Annotated in this window: 17 protein-coding genes; 8 read left to right on the top strand and 9 right to left on the bottom strand. The window is 61.4% G+C overall.

Features of this window, described 5'->3' with window-relative positions; genetic code table 11:
• Positions 1 to 40: 40 nt before the first annotated feature.
• Entirely contained in the window at positions 41 to 1,237 is a 1,197-nt protein-coding gene (locus tag BSU04_RS25180) for a GAF domain-containing sensor histidine kinase (RefSeq protein WP_089163130.1), read from the bottom strand.
• A 274-nt stretch (positions 1,238 to 1,511) separates the two neighbouring features.
• On the opposite strand from BSU04_RS25180, the gene kaiC reads away from it, so the two are divergent.
• The 5 genes from kaiC to BSU04_RS25205 all read left to right on the top strand — a co-directional run bounded on the left by kaiC (position 1,512) and on the right by BSU04_RS25205 (position 6,194).
• Entirely contained in the window at positions 1,512 to 3,194 is a 1,683-nt protein-coding gene (kaiC, locus tag BSU04_RS25185; RefSeq protein ID WP_089163131.1) for a circadian clock protein KaiC, read from the top strand.
• Positions 3,191 to 3,538, top strand: coding sequence for a circadian clock KaiB family protein (locus BSU04_RS25190; RefSeq protein WP_089163132.1), 348 nt, complete (start codon positions 3,191 to 3,193; stop codon positions 3,536 to 3,538). The genes kaiC and BSU04_RS25190 overlap by 4 nt, the downstream gene beginning before the upstream one ends.
• A complete protein-coding gene (locus BSU04_RS25195) occupies positions 3,535 to 3,966 on the top strand; it encodes a circadian clock KaiB family protein (RefSeq protein WP_218827345.1) in 432 nt (143 codons plus the stop codon). The genes BSU04_RS25190 and BSU04_RS25195 overlap by 4 nt, the downstream gene beginning before the upstream one ends.
• Positions 3,967 to 3,971: 5 nt before the next feature.
• Positions 3,972 to 5,609, top strand: coding sequence for a PAS domain-containing sensor histidine kinase (locus BSU04_RS25200; protein ID WP_089163133.1), 1,638 nt, complete (start codon positions 3,972 to 3,974; stop codon positions 5,607 to 5,609).
• 210 nt (positions 5,610 to 5,819) lie between these two features.
• The gene (locus BSU04_RS25205; protein ID WP_089163155.1) at positions 5,820 to 6,194 is read left to right on the top strand and encodes a VOC family protein; all 375 of its coding nucleotides are present in this window, start codon (positions 5,820 to 5,822) and stop codon (positions 6,192 to 6,194) included.
• Positions 6,195 to 6,237: 43 nt separating this feature from the next.
• On the opposite strand, the gene BSU04_RS25210 is transcribed toward BSU04_RS25205, so the two are convergent.
• The 3 genes from BSU04_RS25210 to BSU04_RS25220 form a co-directional block, all read right to left on the bottom strand.
• Entirely contained in the window at positions 6,238 to 7,104 is an 867-nt protein-coding gene (locus BSU04_RS25210; RefSeq protein WP_089163134.1) for a hypothetical protein, read from the bottom strand.
• A gap of 596 nt (positions 7,105 to 7,700) precedes the next feature.
• Positions 7,701 to 8,762 carry a helix-turn-helix domain-containing protein gene (locus tag BSU04_RS25215; protein ID WP_179258434.1) on the bottom strand — a complete coding sequence of 354 codons (1,062 nt, stop codon included), beginning with the start codon at positions 8,760 to 8,762 and terminating at the stop codon, positions 7,701 to 7,703.
• 493 nt (positions 8,763 to 9,255) lie between these two features.
• A complete protein-coding gene (locus BSU04_RS25220) occupies positions 9,256 to 9,570 on the bottom strand; it encodes a hypothetical protein (protein WP_218827346.1) in 315 nt (104 codons plus the stop codon).
• An 18-nt stretch (positions 9,571 to 9,588) separates the two neighbouring features.
• On the opposite strand from BSU04_RS25220, the gene BSU04_RS25225 reads away from it, so the two are divergent.
• Positions 9,589 to 9,960 (top strand): c-type cytochrome, encoded by a 372-nt coding sequence (locus BSU04_RS25225; protein ID WP_256983280.1) that lies wholly within the window; start codon positions 9,589 to 9,591, stop codon positions 9,958 to 9,960.
• Between the two features lie 113 nt (positions 9,961 to 10,073).
• Here the strand turns inward: BSU04_RS25225 and BSU04_RS25230 are convergent, their stop codons facing one another.
• From BSU04_RS25230 to BSU04_RS25245, 4 genes are all read right to left on the bottom strand, one after another.
• Positions 10,074 to 11,384, bottom strand: coding sequence for an RNA polymerase sigma factor (locus BSU04_RS25230; protein WP_256983281.1), 1,311 nt, complete (start codon positions 11,382 to 11,384; stop codon positions 10,074 to 10,076).
• On the bottom strand, positions 11,381 to 11,800 hold the full coding sequence (locus BSU04_RS25235; protein ID WP_089163138.1) for a VOC family protein: 420 nt from the start codon (positions 11,798 to 11,800) through the stop codon (positions 11,381 to 11,383). Before BSU04_RS25235 ends, BSU04_RS25230 begins: the two co-directional genes overlap by 4 nt.
• Positions 11,801 to 11,875: 75 nt before the next feature.
• Positions 11,876 to 12,292, bottom strand: a complete 417-nt coding sequence (locus BSU04_RS25240; RefSeq protein ID WP_089163139.1) for a YciI family protein — start codon at positions 12,290 to 12,292, stop codon at positions 11,876 to 11,878.
• Between the two features lie 146 nt (positions 12,293 to 12,438).
• Complete coding sequence (locus BSU04_RS25245; RefSeq protein WP_089163140.1) at positions 12,439 to 12,786, bottom strand: YciI family protein; 348 nt, start codon at positions 12,784 to 12,786, stop codon at positions 12,439 to 12,441.
• A 157-nt stretch (positions 12,787 to 12,943) separates the two neighbouring features.
• On the opposite strand from BSU04_RS25245, the gene BSU04_RS25250 reads away from it, so the two are divergent.
• Positions 12,944 to 13,375, top strand: coding sequence for a YqaA family protein (locus BSU04_RS25250; RefSeq protein WP_089163141.1), 432 nt, complete (start codon positions 12,944 to 12,946; stop codon positions 13,373 to 13,375).
• Between the two features lie 132 nt (positions 13,376 to 13,507).
• Here BSU04_RS25250 and BSU04_RS25255 read toward each other — a convergent pair whose 3' ends face one another.
• Positions 13,508 to 15,532 carry an O-linked N-acetylglucosamine transferase, SPINDLY family protein gene (locus BSU04_RS25255; RefSeq protein WP_089163142.1) on the bottom strand — a complete coding sequence of 675 codons (2,025 nt, stop codon included), beginning with the start codon at positions 15,530 to 15,532 and terminating at the stop codon, positions 13,508 to 13,510.
• Positions 15,533 to 16,729: 1,197 nt separating this feature from the next.
• On the opposite strand from BSU04_RS25255, the gene bcsD reads away from it, so the two are divergent.
• Positions 16,730 to 17,185, top strand: coding sequence for a cellulose biosynthesis protein BcsD (gene bcsD, locus BSU04_RS25260; RefSeq protein WP_089163143.1), 456 nt, complete (start codon positions 16,730 to 16,732; stop codon positions 17,183 to 17,185).
• Positions 17,186 to 17,201 lie beyond the last annotated feature (16 nt).

A 17,201-nucleotide genomic window follows, 5' to 3' on the forward strand; every position in this document is an offset into this window, starting at 1 on the left:
TTGGTGCTTGGTGCTTGGTGCTTATGGTGGCGGCGTGCGTTCACACCCTGTCATTCACGGGAATCCGTGCCACAAAACAGGTCCCCGTCTCCACCGATGAACTCACGGACAACGTCCCGCCGTGCCCGTTGACGATCTGTGAGCAAATATAGAGTCCCAACCCGAGTCCGCCGCCCGGCTGACTGGTTGCCGGCCGCCAATACGGTTCGAAGACCTTTTCCAGGTCCGGCGGCGCGATCGGCGCACCGACGTTTGAGACGCAGACCGTAAGCTCGCCGGCATCCACCGATACCACCACCCGCACCGGTTGATCCGGGGCGCCATGCGTCAGCGCATTAGCCAGCAAGTTGGACAGCAGTTGCTGGACGCGCCCCCGGTCGCAGTAGACGCGGCCGTCCACCGCGATCTGTTCCAGTACGACACGTTGCGGATTCGCGTCGCGCAGTTCCGTGACCACATGGCCGAGCGCGTCGGGGAGATCGTCAACCGGAGCAAGTGACACGCCGATACCCGTGCCGAGGCGGCCGCGGGCGAAATCGAGCACGTCATCTATCAGCCGCGACATGCGCCGCGTAGTCGCCCGCAACCGCGTGCCGATGGTCACCAGTTCCGGTTCGCTGCTACGACGTGCCAGCCATTCCGCAGTTGCGCCCACGGCGGCAAGCGGATTGCGCAGATCGTGGCCCAGCACGGCAATGAACTGCTCGCGCAACTCGGCGGTCGTCCGCTCGCTGAGAAGCGCGGCTTCGGTCGCCGAGCGTTCGTTCTCGCTCTCCAGTTGCAGTGCAATCAGTTCTGCGAAGAGCGTGAACATGGTGAGCGTTCGTGCGTCCGAGACCAGCGCTGGACGCGGATCGATTGCGCACAGGTTGCCGAAATAATCGCCGTTCGGGAGAATGATCGGCACCGAGATATAACTCTCGATGTTGTAGATGCGCGGCGTATGGTGTTCGCGGTAGAGCGGATCGGTGCTCGCATGGTCGACGACGATAGGCCGGCGCATTGTGCGAGACTCGCTGCACAGTGTGGTATGGACGTCGAGTTGGCCGCCCGGCAACAGCCCGAACTGAATGTCATCCTGCACGGCACAGGCGGTCCATGTTCCCTCGGTGACGCGCGCCACGGCCGCGAAACCAAGGCCGGTATTTTTGCAGATTACGCTCAGCATGGACGGCACGGCGCCGATTCTGCCGATGGCGGCCACGTCGCGGGCAATGGATTCGTTGCTGTCGTCCATGGCGGCCTGCAAAACTCCATAAACAGGATTCAAGATTCTACCTCTCGGTACTCGATATTTTTTGCTCGGTGCTGCGCTCAATTGTACGGGTCAAGTGGCTCCTGCCAAGGGTTTAAAAATGACGCCTATCCCCGGGCACCGGCGAGCGTGATCTTCTGGATTGCATCGTGCGTACCGCGATGCCAAGATGCGCTGTCGCCGCGGACCAACTGGCGCAGGTATCGAGCCTGGGCCGGCTGTGGTGCCTTCCTGTTAATCCTTACGAAGAAAAACAATGACCGGAGCAGTGCTTTCAAAATCGCCGACAGGCATTTCAGGGTTCGACGACGTCACCCTCGGCGGCTTGCCGGCGGGCCGTCCGACCCTGATGTGCGGCGCGGCAGGATGCGGCAAGACCCTCTTCGCCATGACGTTCCTGGTGGAAGGCGTACTGAAGTATGGTGAACCTGGCGTGCTGGTGAGCTTCGAGGAATCCGCGGAGGACCTGGCCGCGAACGTGGCGTCGCTCGGCTACGACGTCATGTCGCTGATCGACGAGAAGAAACTCGCCATCGATCACGTCAAGATCGATCCCGCGGGAATCGAAGACACCGGCGAATACGACCTCGAAGGCCTGTTCGTGCGGCTCGACCACGCCATCAAGAGTGTGAACGCAAAGCGCGTCGTACTCGACACACTCGAAGCACTGTTCGCCAGTTTCCCCGACGCCGTCTTGCTGCGCACCGAGTTGCGGCGCCTGTTCGACTGGCTGAAGGAACGCGGCGTCACGGCCATCGTGACCGCGGAGCGCGGAACTGGCGACCCGAACCGGTTGACACGGCACGGCATTGAGGAATATGTGTCCGACTGCGTGATCCTGCTCGACAACCGGGTCGAAAACCAGGTCGCCACGCGGCGCCTGAGGATCGTTAAATATCGCGGCTCGGCGCATGGGACCAACGAATACCCGTTTCTTATCGATACCACCGGCATCAGCGTCCTCCCCATTACATCAGCGGGCCTGGCGCACCTGACGTCGAGCGACGTCATCTCGACGGGCATCGCGGATCTCGATTCCATGCTCGGGGTGGGCGGTTATTTCGTGGGCTCTAGCGTACTCGTGTCGGGACTCGCGGGAACGGGCAAAACCACCTTTGCCGCGAAATTCGTGGAGGCACGCTGCGCACTCGGCGAGCGCACGCTGTGGTACGCCTTTGAAGAATCTCCCGAACAGATCGTGCGCAACATGCGTTCAGTGGGCGTGGATCTTGCGCACTGCCTGGACGGCACGCTCAGGATCGAATCGGCCCGGCCCAGTTTTTTCGGGCTGGAAATGCATTTGGCGCGGATGGTTCGCGACATCGACCTGTTCAAGCCGAGCGCCGTGGTGATCGACCCGATTTCGTCCTTGCGGGGCGTGGAGTCGGAAGTGCACGCGACGCTCTTACGACTTGTCGATCTCCTCAAATCCCGCGGCATTACGGCAGTTTTTACAAGTCTCAGCAGCATCGACCAGGCATCCAGCTTGAACGACCGCAGCATTTCGTCGCTGATGGATACCTGGATTTCGCTATCGCATATTGAAACGAACGGCGAGCGCAACCGGCTTGTCTACGTGCTGAAATCGCGTGGCATGGATCATTCGAACCAGGTCCGCGAATATCAGATCAGCAATGAGGGAATCGCCATGGTGCCGGCATATATAGGCGCGGGCGGCGTGCTGACAGGCTCCGCACGGCTTGCGCAGGAAGCGCAGGAACGCGACCAATCCGCCGCGCGCGACGAACTTGTGATGCAAAAGAAGCGCGAGCTCGCGCGGCGCCGCAAAGCCGTCGAGCAGCAGGTCGCGGAACTGCAGTCGGCGCTCAACGCTGAAGCATCGGAACTTGATGCGCTGATCGAGCAAAGCGACGAACACAAGCGCCTGCATGAAGCCGACCGTGACCGGATGGCACAACTTCGGCGAACGAAAGAATGACCGAACAATACTCGTCCGCGCCCGCGGAACTCGAACCGGACGCCACAGGAACGCCCGGCGCTTGCTTGTATTCTCTAAGGTTATATATAGCGGGGGAAACGCCGAAATCCATGGCAGCCATTCGCAACCTGCGTGCGCTCTGCGCCACGCACCTGGCCGATGAGTATTCGATCGAGGTCATCGATCTGTGCATCAACCCGCGACTTGCAGCCGCCGACCAGATTCTCGCGATCCCGACCGTCGTGCGGCATCTGCCCGCGCCGCTCAGGAAAGTGATCGGCGATTTGTCCGATACCGAGCGCGTGCTGGTCGGTCTCGACCTCCGGCCGAGGGCGGGTTCGTGAACGCCCTGCCCGTCGAAGCCGGCGGCGCAGGGGGCGCAAACGCTGCGACGCCCCCGCCGCCATCGGACATGCTGGTACTGCGCCTCTATGTGACGGGTAATACGCTGCGCTCCACGCGTGCGGTCGACAACGCGCGGCGCTTGCTGGAAGTCCATGCGGCAGGCCGTTTCGAGCTTGAAGTAATCGACATCTACCTGCATCCGGAAGCCGCGGTCGCGGCCCAGATCATTGCCGCGCCGACATTGGTCAAGCTGCATCCGGGGCCGTTGCGCAGGGTGATTGGTGACCTCTCGGATTCGAACAAGGTGCTGGCCGCGCTCGGCGTGATGGTGTCGAACGCAGCCGTTGATGCGTACTCAAGCGCGTCCTCAGGTTCGTCCTCAGGTTCGTCCTCAGGCGCGTCTGCGAGCGCATCCATCAAATCCTGACACGTATGTCCGATCAATCCCACTTCGCTTCACTGGAAACCGCGACCGTCGAGGAGCTGCGCGAGCGGCTGCGCGAGGCGGAAGATACCCTCGACGCCATCCGTAGCGGCGCGGTCGACGCCGTGGTGGTCGGCAGCGACGACGACCGGCGCATCTACACGCTCGAGAGCGCGGACCGGCCGTATCGCGTGCTCGTGGAGCAGATGCAGGAGGGCGCGGTGATGCTCTCCGCCGACGGCATTATTCTCTACGCCAACGAACGTGCCGGACAGTTGCTCGACGCCCAGGTCGAGCACATGGTTGGCTCCGCGTTCAGCGCTTTTGTGCTCGACGGCCAGCACGCGCGTTTGCAGGAGCTGATCCGCGAAAGCGCTACCGGTACTGCCCGCGACGAACTCACGGTGCTGTCGCCCAGCGGGGAAACTCCCGTCCACTGCAGCTTCAAGGCGCTCGAGGCAGAGCGTGACCAGGACCGCCTGATCTGCGGCGTGATCTCCGATCTCTCGCAGCAACGGCAGATGGAAGCCCGCCTGCACCAGGCGCAGAAAATGGAGGCGGTTGGTCAGTTGACCGGTGGCCTGGCCCACGATTTCAACAACCTGCTGCAGGCCATTCACGGCAACCTGGAGCTTGTGAAGCGCACGCCCTCGGACCCCGAGCGCGTGCTGCGCTGGACCGACAATGCCATGCGGGCCGTCAGCCGCGGCGCCAAGCTGACCGCGCAATTGCTGGCATTTTCGCGCTCGCAGAAACTCGAATTGCAACCGGTCGGGCTGACACGACTCGTGCATGGCATGGCCGATCTGTTCGACCGCACGCTGGGCGCCGGGATCGACCTGAGACTGGAACTTGGCAAAGACGACGCCCTGGTCGTGGCGGACGCGACCCAGCTCGAACTCGCCTTGCTCAACCTCGCTATCAACGCACGCGACGCGATGCCCACGGGCGGCGTGCTGCGCATCAGCATGGTAGCGTGGACGATCACGGACGACGCCGATCTCGCCGATGGCGAGTACGTGGAATTGAGTGTCGCCGATACCGGTACCGGCATGCCCGCCGACGTCGCGGCCCGGGCGTTCGAGCCGTTTTTTACCACCAAGGAACTGGGTGCGGGAACCGGTCTCGGCCTCGCCCAGGTGTACGGAATCTGCCAGCAGGCAGGCGGCCATGCGCAGATCGAAAGCAGTCCGGGCGGCACCCGCGTGTCTTTGTTTCTGCGGCGTTCGCCTGCTGCGGCCGCCGCAGCGGACCCGTGCGCGGCGGCTATCGTCAATGCGAGTGACCTGAGTGCACCGCGAATCCTGGTCGTCGACGACGATCCGGATGTGCGTACGTTCATGGTCGAAACGCTGGTCGCGCTGGGGTATCGCGTGGACTCGGCGGCCGGTGGGCGTGCGGCGCTCAACATGATGGCGAGCGATCCACCCGACTTGCTGGTGCTGGACTTCGCAATGCCGCATCTTGATGGCGCTGCGGTGGCGAAACTGGCGCGGTCGCAGGGTCTGCACATGCCCATTGTTTTCGCGAGCGGCTACGCGGACACCTCCGCCCTCGACGCCGCGATGGGCAACAACATCTCGCTGCTTCGAAAACCATTTTCGATCGGGAATTTGTCCGCGGTCGTTGCGGCGGCGCTGGCGTAAGGGATGGTTGGCACCGGTCGCTTGTAGAAGACTGGCGCGCACGCCGGTGAACGGGCGCGGCGACAATCCTTCCACTGCTGACAGAAACTGGCAGTAGTCACGCTTACGATGGATTCGACTTCAGCACCGGGGCAGCTAACTGCCGCCTCGCTGCTCGATTCCCGGCCGCTCACCCGGCTGCGTCCCATCGACCCTTTGCGAGCGAACACCATGACCAATCCCAACTTCATCATCCTGTACGTGGACAACCCTTCCGTCAGCGCCGAATTTTATGCGGGCTTGCTCGGCAAAACGCCCGTCGAATCTTCTCCGACGTTTGCCATGTTCATCCTGGAGTCGGGTCTCAAGCTGGGATTGTGGTCAAAGCACACAGTCGAACCCGCGTCGGCTGCGGCGGGAGGCGGTGGCGGCGAACTCGGATTCCCGGTGAACAACAACGACACCGTGCACAGCCTCTTCGCCGAGTGGGTCAAGCGCGGCCTGGAAATCATCCAGCGTCCGACAGAAATGGATTTTGGCTTTACCTTCGTCGCGCTGGACCCCGACGGTCATCGTCTGCGCGTTTTTTCCCCTTCCGGGCAATAAACGAAGACACGCGACGACCGCATTTGAAGCGAACGGCTGGCGGTTACCACCTGCTCGACGGCGTTATCGCTTTGGCCGCTTTAGCCGCCTTGGCCGCTATGCGCATGTGCGGATCGGCTTCGTCGAACGCGCTGCCCCCTCTGCGCCGCGTGTGGTCGAGTTCTTCCGCCAGCCGTTTCGCTTCCCAGTCGCGTTGCCACGCCTCCGCCTGATGGCGGTGCTCGATCGCGCGCCGCGCTTCGTCCTCGTGATCGATCCATGCAGCGAAGATCGAAAACACGCGGTCTATCGCTTCATATTTTCCTGCCGGACCCGTCACCGAAAATAACAGGCGATCACCGTGGCCCGGGTGCTTCCAGTACACGCCGATTGCACGTTCGCCAGCCAGCGCCGTGGTCTCGCCGGCATCGGATGCCGACGCCGTGCGCTCTTCCCCCGTCCATCGTCCTGCCGAAGCGCCGGACACCGCACCGACACTTCGGGCATTCGACACAAGCTCAGGTTCAAGCGCCAGCGCCCGGAACGGCCATTCGAAGCGGCCGGAGCGCAAGCGTTGAAACTCGCCGGGAGCATCAGTCGAGACAAATCGCTTCGCCACCTTGTTGACGGTGAGCGTTCGCGACGCGAGATGCAAAATGAGATCGACACCGCCGCCGGCTACCCGAATCCGGCCCTCGTCCTCGCGAATCTCGGCGTCGCATTGCGCCGATGCATACGACGACCGCCTGCCTTCGCGATACCCATGCAGCCAGAGCGCCGCGATCACGGCAAGCGACAGTGCAATCTGGACACCCGACTGCGGCGTCGAGGTGAGACCTGCGTAAAACGCTGCAGCCGCCGCGCCGAACGTACCCATCTTGACCACACGACCGAACGAAGTTTCAGCCTGGAACAAAGCAAACAGCCACATGAGTTTTCCCGATGTCACATTTTTCTTGGTTTAGGGTCGAACACGCGGCGGGCTTGATGTTCGCGCCATCGCCCCCGAGGCGTGTTTCGCCTTGAAACGTCTTGATGACGCTTTCTCTCTGAGTCGGCGATCCTGTGCTTTTCAGCGCTCAGGCGTGGTCGGGCCCGAATCCGGCGGAACGGGCGTCGCGGCTACACCTGCCTGCACTCGGCGCCCGGGCGGTATCGGGGCTGTCGTAGCCGTAGTGGTCCGTTGGAATCACCGCAGCGGCGCTTGTCGTGAACACCCAAGGGCCAAGGAACCCCGGCTTGCGTCAAATGCGCAAGGCACTCGCAACGCGCACCGGAAGCGCGTGGTTCTTCGCGAAGCCCGCCAGCGATTCGCAATACAGCCTCTACACGTTCAGCGGCCGAGAAATGATCGGCCTCCTTTTCCCCGCCTCGGCGCCTGGTCCATACCGTTCACGATGCCTGCGCACGCGCCACGCAATGATGCCTTCGACGCACGCTGCCACCCTCTCATTCCGTCCGCTCTTTCCGCCCATTTCGTTCCGCGTCCAGGAATTGTTTACCTGCGCTTACATCTGCTTTACGCGCTCAGCCGCCCAGGCTGCGGATTGTCGCAGCGGTCCTGAAGCCGACGCCGCGAGCGTCGCGGGAGCCGCTGCTGTCGTCCCGTGGCGACGCGGCGCCAACCATTACCACGGCTGCGCGTCGCTTGCGGGCTTCTGTCGGCGTGCAGCCGAAACGCTCCTTGAACGCGCGGTTGAACGTCGATTCGCTCATGAAGCCGACCGCACAGGCAATTGCACCAATGAGATCGCGCGCATGCAGCGGCGATTCGAGCCGGCGCATGGCTTCATCGAGCCGGCGAGCGCGTACATACTCCGCCACGCCGCCCATCGGTTCGAAAAGTTCATAGAGCGCAGTTCGCGACACCTTCAGGATTTCTCGAAGCCTCGCCGGGCCGAGGCTCATATCCGCCAGATTGCCTTCGATAAAACTCAACGCCTGCGCGCGGATCACCGGCGTCAGGCGAGGATCGCCAGGTTGCTCCCAGCGCTCGGCACGCCGCAGCACGCAGGCTGCGACGAAGTCCAGCGTGGCTTCGCCCGCGACGCGGGCCTGCTCGTCGTCCATCGAGCTCGCGACGCTCACCAGGCTGCGCATATGCGAAGCGATCAGCAGGCCGATAGGGTCAGCGGCCTCCCAGGACAACCCATGCATGCGCAACGCTCCGCCCGTGCGCCGGTCAATGCCCTGGCGGGGAATGGTGAGCGTCAGCATGGGCGCGTCGCGGGTAAAACCGACGTTTTCGACGACCAGGTCACGCACGACTACCGACCCGAGCGACACCTGCTGGATGTCGCGGCCAAAGGTTGACATCAGCGTGCCGTCAAGCAGGCAATGCACGAGGTAATGGTCGACGCCGGAGGTCGCTATCCGGCGGCGGGTACGCTGAAATTCGACGTCTCCGCGCACGACATGCGACATGAGCAGCATTGAACCTAAAGGCCAGCTTTCCATTTTCGCGCTAAACGGCGCGGGTGGATCTTTCGGGCGCTGGATCTCGAATATGGCGTCGAGTCCTTCGCGCCAGATTTCCTCGGCGTCATTCTCGGGGAAATCGGCACTGTCGAATCTGATGGGTGTAGACATGGCGTCACTCTGCCTCCATAACAGGGCTCGACATGATTTTCCAGATTTGACGGGTTCGGCTTTTGGCATTACCCGACATCACCAAGTAATTAACGGCGTTTGGGCGATAAAACTTTAGCATGGGTTTAAAACGATCTGAAAGGAACGGGGAATTGTCGCTATATCCTTATTCGTCATTTTTCTGGCAGGGTCAAATGAGGGAGCGGCATGACAGAGGCCGCCGTTAGCCGATGCACCACGGGTCAGGCGGGATGCTCACTGCTGAAAGCCGCTGGAATCAATAACGCGACTCGCGTGGAATTGTCTGCATGGGTTATGGTTTTTGGGCGCAGGTGCTTCTCCCTCACTACCAAAACTTTCAATCCACTTTCATTGATAAGCGAATGATTTGTCGTGCGCACTTGCGATTCGTTAATTCGTTTTACTCGCGTAATGTTTAGCAAGCAATCAGTGCGGCATCGAACATCGTTCTTTTGAACCGCAGCTGATTCTTTCAGCGACTCGTCATTAACGGGGAAACGGACATTCGGTCAAAGCTGCGCCGGACAAGATGCCAGCGCACGCTTTCTTGCGATTGCGCATCGAGTTCCACCAGGAAACGCGTTTTCCCCGCGATAACCGCCCCAACCGGCGATCCATCGCGATAAAGCACGCGATTACCGGGCAGCGCCGGGACTTTCTCCCCGGGCAGCAAGGTACCCGCGAGATTCAAGGGATCGACCGCGCTCATCGCGATGAAACTGCCGTCGGCGGCCCGGTTGCGCGTCGTGCGTAAAAGCGGAACCGCTTCGGGCAATGTATCTCTCACGCGCAATACGCCGGACGGGTGCCGAGCGCTGGTGCGCAGGTTTATCTCGATCGTTGCGCGGCTTGCCCCAAGTCAAACGGTAAAGGTAATGGCAAAGCATTTCCCGCGATCGCCGGCAACGCGGTGTTGCAGACCGGGGATCCCACTTCGGCAATCCATATCGTACTGTCCGGGGCCGCCATGCCCGCTACCCGAGCGGCGCCGTCCGCGCTCACCATGGCACCTTACGCAGACGTTCTGAACGATCAGCAAGTCGCCGATGTGGTCTCGTTCATTCAAACGAGCTGGGGCAATTCGGGCGGGAAAGCAACCGCGGCTCAGGGCGCGCACCTGCGCAAGACGGCGGTGCGGGTACGCGCCGGAGGCCGGACGACGGGAATGAGCGGCTAGCGATCTCGCCAGCATGGCCACTCGCATGGCTCGAAAAAAACGCCGGCATCCGCACGGGAGCCGGCGCTTTTCAGCTTGAAATGCTCCAAGGCATAGCACGTGTCCTCCCCGCTTTATCCTCGTGTACCCCGCATCTGCGCCGCCCGCTCAAGCAACAACTCCCTCTCCCGCACGTTACGCGTCATCCCTGCGGCCTTCTCGAACTCTGTGCGCGCCTGCTCATGACGTCCAAGCTTCGCCAGCAAGTCGCCGCGCACGCTCGGCAGCCAGTGATAATTCGCGAGCGCCGGATTCGACCCCAGCTCGTCGACTATCTCCAACCCTGCCGCCGGTCCAAACGCCATCGCCACTGCCACCGCGCGATTGAGTTCCACCACGGGCGACGGCGCGACCATCGCCAGCGCGTCGTATAGCGCCACGATCTGCGCCCAGTCAGTGTCCTCCGCCCGCCGCGCGCGCGCATGACAAGCCGCCAGCGCCCCCTGCAACGCATAAGGCCCGCGTGCACCGTTCAGCGCCTCGGACCGCTCCAATGCCGCAAGGCCGCGACGGATCAACAACGGGTCCCATCGGCTGCGGTCCTGGTCCATCAACAAGACTGGCCGCCCGTTCGCATCGGTTCGTGCATGAGTCCGTGACGCCTGTATCTCCATCAGTGCGACCAGCCCATATACCTCGCTCTCGTCAGGCGTCAAACCCGCCAAAATCCTCCCGAGACGCAACGCGTCGTCGCAGAGCGAAGGCCGCATCCAGTCATCCCCCGCGGTCGCCGAATACCCTTCGTTGAAGATCAGGTAGATAACTTCCAGCACCGACGCCAACCGCGCCGCCCGGGCATCGGCCTTGGGCACTTCGAACGGCACGCGCGCCGCCGACAAGGTCCGTTTCGCCCGCACAATACGTTGCGCGATGGTCGGCTCAGGCTGCAGGAACGCGCGCGCGATTTCGTCCGTGGTCAGCCCACCGAGCAGCCGCAACGTCAACGCAACGCGGGCATCGACGGACAGCACCGGATGACACGCGGTGAACACGAGTCGCAGCAAGTCGTCGCCAATATCGTCCTCACGCGCGGCGTCCAGCGCATCCACGAAATCCGGCGTGACGTGCTCCTCGCGCGCATCCATGTCGAGTCCCAACTCCTCGTGCTTGCGGGCGTGCAACGCATCCTGCCTCAAGCGATCCAGCGCACGATGCTTTGCCGTGGTCATCAGCCACGCGCCCGGATTGTCCGGCACGCCATCCACACGCCAATGCTCCAATGCCGCAATCAGCGCGTCCTGCGCAAACTCCTCGGCAAGCGACACGTCGCGCACCAACCGCGCCACGACCGCAATCACCTTCGCCGATTCCATCCGCCACACCGCCTCTATCGCGCGATGCGTGGCCGACTCCTGGCTGCCAGGCTCGCCGCAAGCTCCACTCACGACGCGCCCGCCGCGTGCGGGTCCGCGTTCGGAGCCATATAGACGAACTCCCACGCGTGGCCGTCGAGATCGTCGAAGCCGTGTCCATACATGAAGCCAAGGTCCTGCACCGGCCGCGGCGTCGTGCCACCCGCGCGCACGGCCTTGGCCACGATTTCATCGACCTCAGCGCGGCTCTCGCACGACAGGCACGTGAGCGCTTCGACCTGCTGCTTCGGGTCGATGATCGACTTCGCGGTGAAGGTCTGGAAGAACGGCTTGACGAGCAGCATCGCGAAGATGTTCTCGCCGAGGATCATGCACGCACCCTGATCGTTGCTGAACGTTGGGTTGAAGCTGAAGCCGAGTTCGTTGAAAAACGCGCGCGCTTTCGGCAGGTCCGCCACAGCGAGGTTGACGAAGATTTGCTTATGCATTTTTGTTGCCCTTGAAGGATTGCGAGGTACTGGCGTCAGCCGGCTTCCGCAAGTGTCTGCAGGTTGTCCAAGCGATCAAACTCGCCGGGCCGCTTCAAGCTCGCGGAACCGCTCGATCGGTTCTCCCGAGCCAAGCTCGTCCAGTTCAAACAACTGCCGTACTTCGATTTCGCCGCTTTCATGCTCGCCCATCGGCGAAGGAAAACGGCGTGCCCATTCGATCGCTTCTTCGCGTGAACGCACCTGGATCAGCGTGTAGCCCGCAACGAGCTCCTTGGTGTCCGCGAATGGCCCTTCAACCACGCTGCGCCGGCCACCCTCGTAACGCACGCGCCATCCTTTGGCGCTCGGCTGGAGACCGTTCGCATCGAGCAGTACGCCCGCTTTCGCCAGTTCTTCGTGGTAGGTCGCCATCGCGCCGATCAGCGCGTCCTCGGGGAGTACACCCGCTTCGCTTTTTTCGGTCGCCTTGACCAGGATGATGAATCGCATCGTTATTCTCCTCGTGGCGTGAAAACAAGAACGCTGGTCGCGCTCTCATTCCCACGACGAACCACGCACGAAGAAATCGACAATTCTTAGTTCACCGAGGGTTAACGCTTACGAAGACGATGCATATTAAGACAGCGTGAAAAAGATCACTCCCAGCAGGGACCGATCTTGCGCACCTCGACCTCGCACCATTCGGCGGCCGGACACGCCGATGCAATCTCGATAGCCTCTTCCTTCGTCGCGCAATCGAGCATGTAGAACCCGCCGATCATCTCCTTTGCCTCCGCAAACGGGCCGTCGATCAGGCTCGCCTGGCCATCGCGTTTCTTCACGCGTACGCCGCCCGTTGCCAGCGACTCGCTCGCGATGAGCAAACCGCGTTCTTTCAGTTGCGCGCCGAACTCGACCATGCTCTCGTAGAGAAGCTTGCCTTCGGCTTGCGAGCGCTCTGCGCGCTGTCCAACAGGTTCGGCGATGAGCAACATATAAGACATGACATCTCCTGGATTGAGGTTTCAACCGCCCTTCAAGGTATCAACTGTGGGGACAGCTTTCAATCCCCCTATGCCACGAGGTACCGGCCGCAAGCGGAGCATCGCCGGAAAACAGCTAAGCTGTCGCCCTCTTTCACGGTTGCCCGCATTTTTTCTCATGGTCGATTTATCTGTATATGGCGGGCTTTTCGCGGTTGCGCTGGTCGCGGCGACCCTTTTCCCCCTTCAGTCCGAAGCTTTGCTGGCGGGTTTGCTGATCGCCGGCAAACAACCGGTCTGGATGCTCGTTGCCGTGGCGAGCGTGGGGAACGTGATGGGCTCGACCATCAACTGGGCAATGGGACGATCGATCGAAAAGCTGCGCGAGCGCCGCTGGTTCCCGATCAAACCCCGCGCGCTCGAACGCGCGGAACAGGGGTACCGGCGTTTCGGGCGCTGGACACTGCTATTGAGCTGGACGCCGGTGATCGGCGATCCTTTGACCATGATCGCGGGCGTTCTGCGCGAACCCCTGTGGTCGTTCCTGCTGATCGTCGCCATTGCCAAAACGGCGCGTTATACCGCGATTGCCGCGTTGATGACTCTGTAACCCCGTGGTTCAGAAGGCGCAAGCTCACAACGTCGGCAGAACGAATCGGATACAACCTGACAGATGTATTTCCTCAGAGGAAATACTCAGGTGCGAGCGGCTTAAATCCCGCTCAATCCCGCTCAATCGCGCTCAACCCTCCACGTCCAATACCAACGGCTGCCCGTGACGGTTCTCACCGCTCGTCTCGCGCAACCACATCGCGCTATACAAGCGCTCCAGGTCACGAGTAAATTTCCGGGTATCGAACAATGGACAGGAAAGGCGCTGCGCGATCAATCGGGCACGCATGCCGGCAAGCCTGACCGGATCCCGGGCCAGCGACAGCGCGAGCTGAAAGTACGCTTCGTCATCCTCCGCAACCAGTTCCTCCAGCCCGACAGCGCGAACCAGGCTTGCTCCCACTCTGCCAGCGAACAACATGCCGGGCCGGGTCACCATTGGCACGCCGGCCCAGAGGGCATCGCTGCCGGTGGTATGCGATCCGCAGGGGAAAGTATCGAGCGCCAGGTCTGCCAACTGCAGCCGCGCGAGATGCTCCGTTTGCGGCAATCGGTCGGCAAAAACAAGACGCGCTGAATCTATGCCGCGTGCCGCCACGAAACGGCGCAGATTTTCGACAGCTTCATCTAGAGGGGGCTTAAGCAACCACAGCACGCTTTGCTCAATAGCCTGCAGCAGACGACACCAGATCGCGAACATCTCCTCGTTGAATTTGAAAGTCTGATTGAAGCTGCAGAACACCAACCCCTGTTCAGGCAGACCCGCCGCCACTCTGGAAGGAGGCGCTCCACACGCTCGCCGATGATCGTTGGGCTGATAGCAGTTCGGCAGAAGCGCCAGCGTTTCACTGTAATGCGGCGCGGCCGATACCGGCGTCACCACAGCATCGCCGATAATGTAGTCCGCCAGTCGCGGGTGGCCAAGCGAGCCCGGGTAACCCAGCCAACTCACAATGACCGGAGCTGGCCGCAGTGCGGTGATGCCCAACCGGGCGCCCGTGGTATAGCCCTTGAGATCCACGAGCAGGTGTATGCCGTCGTCGGCTATCTGCCTGGCGGCGGCATCGTTTGTACACGCCGATATGTCGTGAAAGACCGCGGGCATGTGAGCGATGCGCCCCGTGAACGCATCATTGCGCACGGGACCGTAGGAGTAGAGATGGATATCGAAGCGCGCGGGATCATGCAGTTCCAGCACGCCTGCCAGCAGGTGCATGGTGGCATGGTCGTAGAAGTCCGACGACAGGTAGCCGATTCGCAACCTGGCGCAATCCGCGTCTACGCGGCGCACTGTCTCGGGTGCGGCCAGCTCGGCTCCCCAACGGCTAAGCGCAAATCTTTTCCCCGCCAGCCGATGGGCTTGCGGCGTCAGCCCCGGCATACCCAGCAGGCTCCACGTAGAAACGGTCCCGGTGTGAGCCGATGTCACCTGTAGCATGGCGGCGGCATCAATCTCGTCCAACTGATCCCAGTCGGCCCGTTGACGTTTGATGTACTGGAGTGAATCCCAATGCCGCCCCTGACGATATGCGTCTTCGGCTTGCGCGAGCCGATGCAAGCGCTCCAGCATGTCGCCGTAAGCAAGCAGGAAATCGGCCGAGTCCGGATTGAATTGCAACGCGCGCTTAAGGGAGATTTCGGCTTCATCGATCCGACCGGCGTCTTGCAGGAGCATCGCGAGATTCTTATGGGCGAGCGCGTAGCTTGCGTTGGTTTCGATCGCCTGACGGTAGTTGCTCTCGGCGCCCAAAAAGTCTTTCAGCTTCTTCAGCAAATTGCCGAGATTGTTGTACACCCTGGCCTCTTGCGGCCCGAGCGCGATCGCCTTCTGGTACGCGTCCACGGCCGCGCCGTCCTGAGCTTGTGCCGCCAACGTCAACCCAAGGTTGATCAGGTAAGAGGGAACCTTGCGTATGGCAAGCGCCTTGCTGATCCACCGCTGCGCGTCGACATAGTCTTTCTGCAGGTACTTCGTCACGCCGAGCAAGTGGAGCGCGTCACTATTTCCCGGTGCCTTCGCGATCACTTCAAGGAAGTGCGCTTGCGCCTTGGACAGATCCCCGCTCTGCAGCGATGCCAAAGCGACGTTGAAGAGCGCCTGCGTATCAGTTGAAGTTCGAAGACGTGCTTTCCCGCCGGATTGATGGAATGACATTGCTTGTGATGGAGTCCGTAGCGTCTGGGGTTTCCGGCTGACAGGCCTCCGGAAGTCGATCGATAACCGGCGAGGTTAGCAGCGCATCGATACGCAGGACAAGAGCAGAACGCCTTCGGCATGACGCTTCTTTCGTCAAATTTCGTTGCAATCAGGTGGGTCGTTCAACGCTTCGTCTCGATGCAAGCTGCAGCCGCCACGTTAATGTCGACATCCGCAAAAGTCCGCGTCGCCAAGCGCCAAATCGTGATGGGTGTTGATGGGTGTATCGGGCCGTGCGAGTGGCGTCGTTGCGGGAAGCAAAACGTCGATCGATGTCGTTGTGCCGCCTGCTAGCGTGCCGGCGGCCGGCGCACCACACGGTTGAACGACTGGGGCTGAACGACTGGGGTTGAACGACTGGGGTTGAACGACTGGGGCTGAACGACTGGGGCTGAACGACTGGGGCTGAACCACGCTCTCCACACGATTTAAGCGCCGGTTCAAGCGCGAGCGCGACGATTGCCATTGGCGGGTGAGGAACAGTTGCCTTTCGCAAACGCATCCGGGCGCCCAATTACCTCCCTTTCATTTATTCGATAATCCGGTGCCTGACCTCGCGGCATTAACCGGTCACGTGCGCAGCCCCCTAAGTCGCTGGCTGACATGCACTGGGAATCCCTGCAAACCGCGGCCGAAAAAATCGCGTGATGCCGCGAAGTGGCAGTATTTGCCGCTGCACGACAGCAGTTGCACTTTCCGAGCCGCTTTGAGAGACAGGCGAGCGGCAGGCTAAGACCCGCAGTCTCAGCGAAATGCGCCCACTCGAATGCGAAGACGCTGGGGTAATGGATGGCTGCAACTCACGCAATATGAACATTACAGTCCAACTCGCGCCAACTTCACGGCACAAGCGCGCGACGCAAGATTAAACTGACGAATGATTTAGGGGATTAAACGTTTGCGCTAAGTGCCCGAATGCTACATAAACTGGACATGGCGAATTTTTTGCCCTCTGTTTGCGGCTTTAACCACAGAACTATTTGCTAATGTGCGTTAAGTGGCCAAAACAAATCGCCTTGAAGTAGACTCCCGGCTTACAGGTAAGCCGTATCACTATTACCGTCCACCGCAAGACGGAACAGTGTAATTACTACTGGTTACGCCGGTACCGCTATTTTCGCGCTCATTTAGCTGGAAGCTTTCCTCTCTGACATTATGGCCATGACCCTCGACTACCTGCTGGACCGGCAAATTTCCTCGCAGTGGCGTGGCGTGCTGGTCGCCCTGGCGGAAGAATTCGATACCCAGATCGGCCGCGACGAACTGCGTCAGTTGATGCAACGGGTAGGACGCCGTTTTGCCGCCGCCCACCCGCTGCCGCCCTGCGCCACCACACCCGAACTCGGCGCCGCGTTGAACGCGATCTGGAATGACGTCGACTGGGGGTTTGTCGAGGTGGCCGACGAGCCGGAGTATCTGCGCATCGTGCATTGCTGCCCGCCGCTGCTCGCGTTCGGCGCGAACGCACTTCCGTGGAGCCCGGCGTTTCTCGAAGGCGCGTATCAGGAGTGGCTAAGCGCGCTCGGCGCGCAAGGCTTGTCGGTGGTGCAGGCTGGCGAGTTCGACGAAAGCGCTGCAGTCGAGTTCAGATTGGGCCGTTATAGCAACTGAGGGCAACTGAGGACGT

Source organism: Caballeronia sordidicola (assembly GCF_002220365.1).
Lineage (GTDB): Bacteria > Pseudomonadota > Gammaproteobacteria > Burkholderiales > Burkholderiaceae > Caballeronia > Caballeronia sordidicola_C.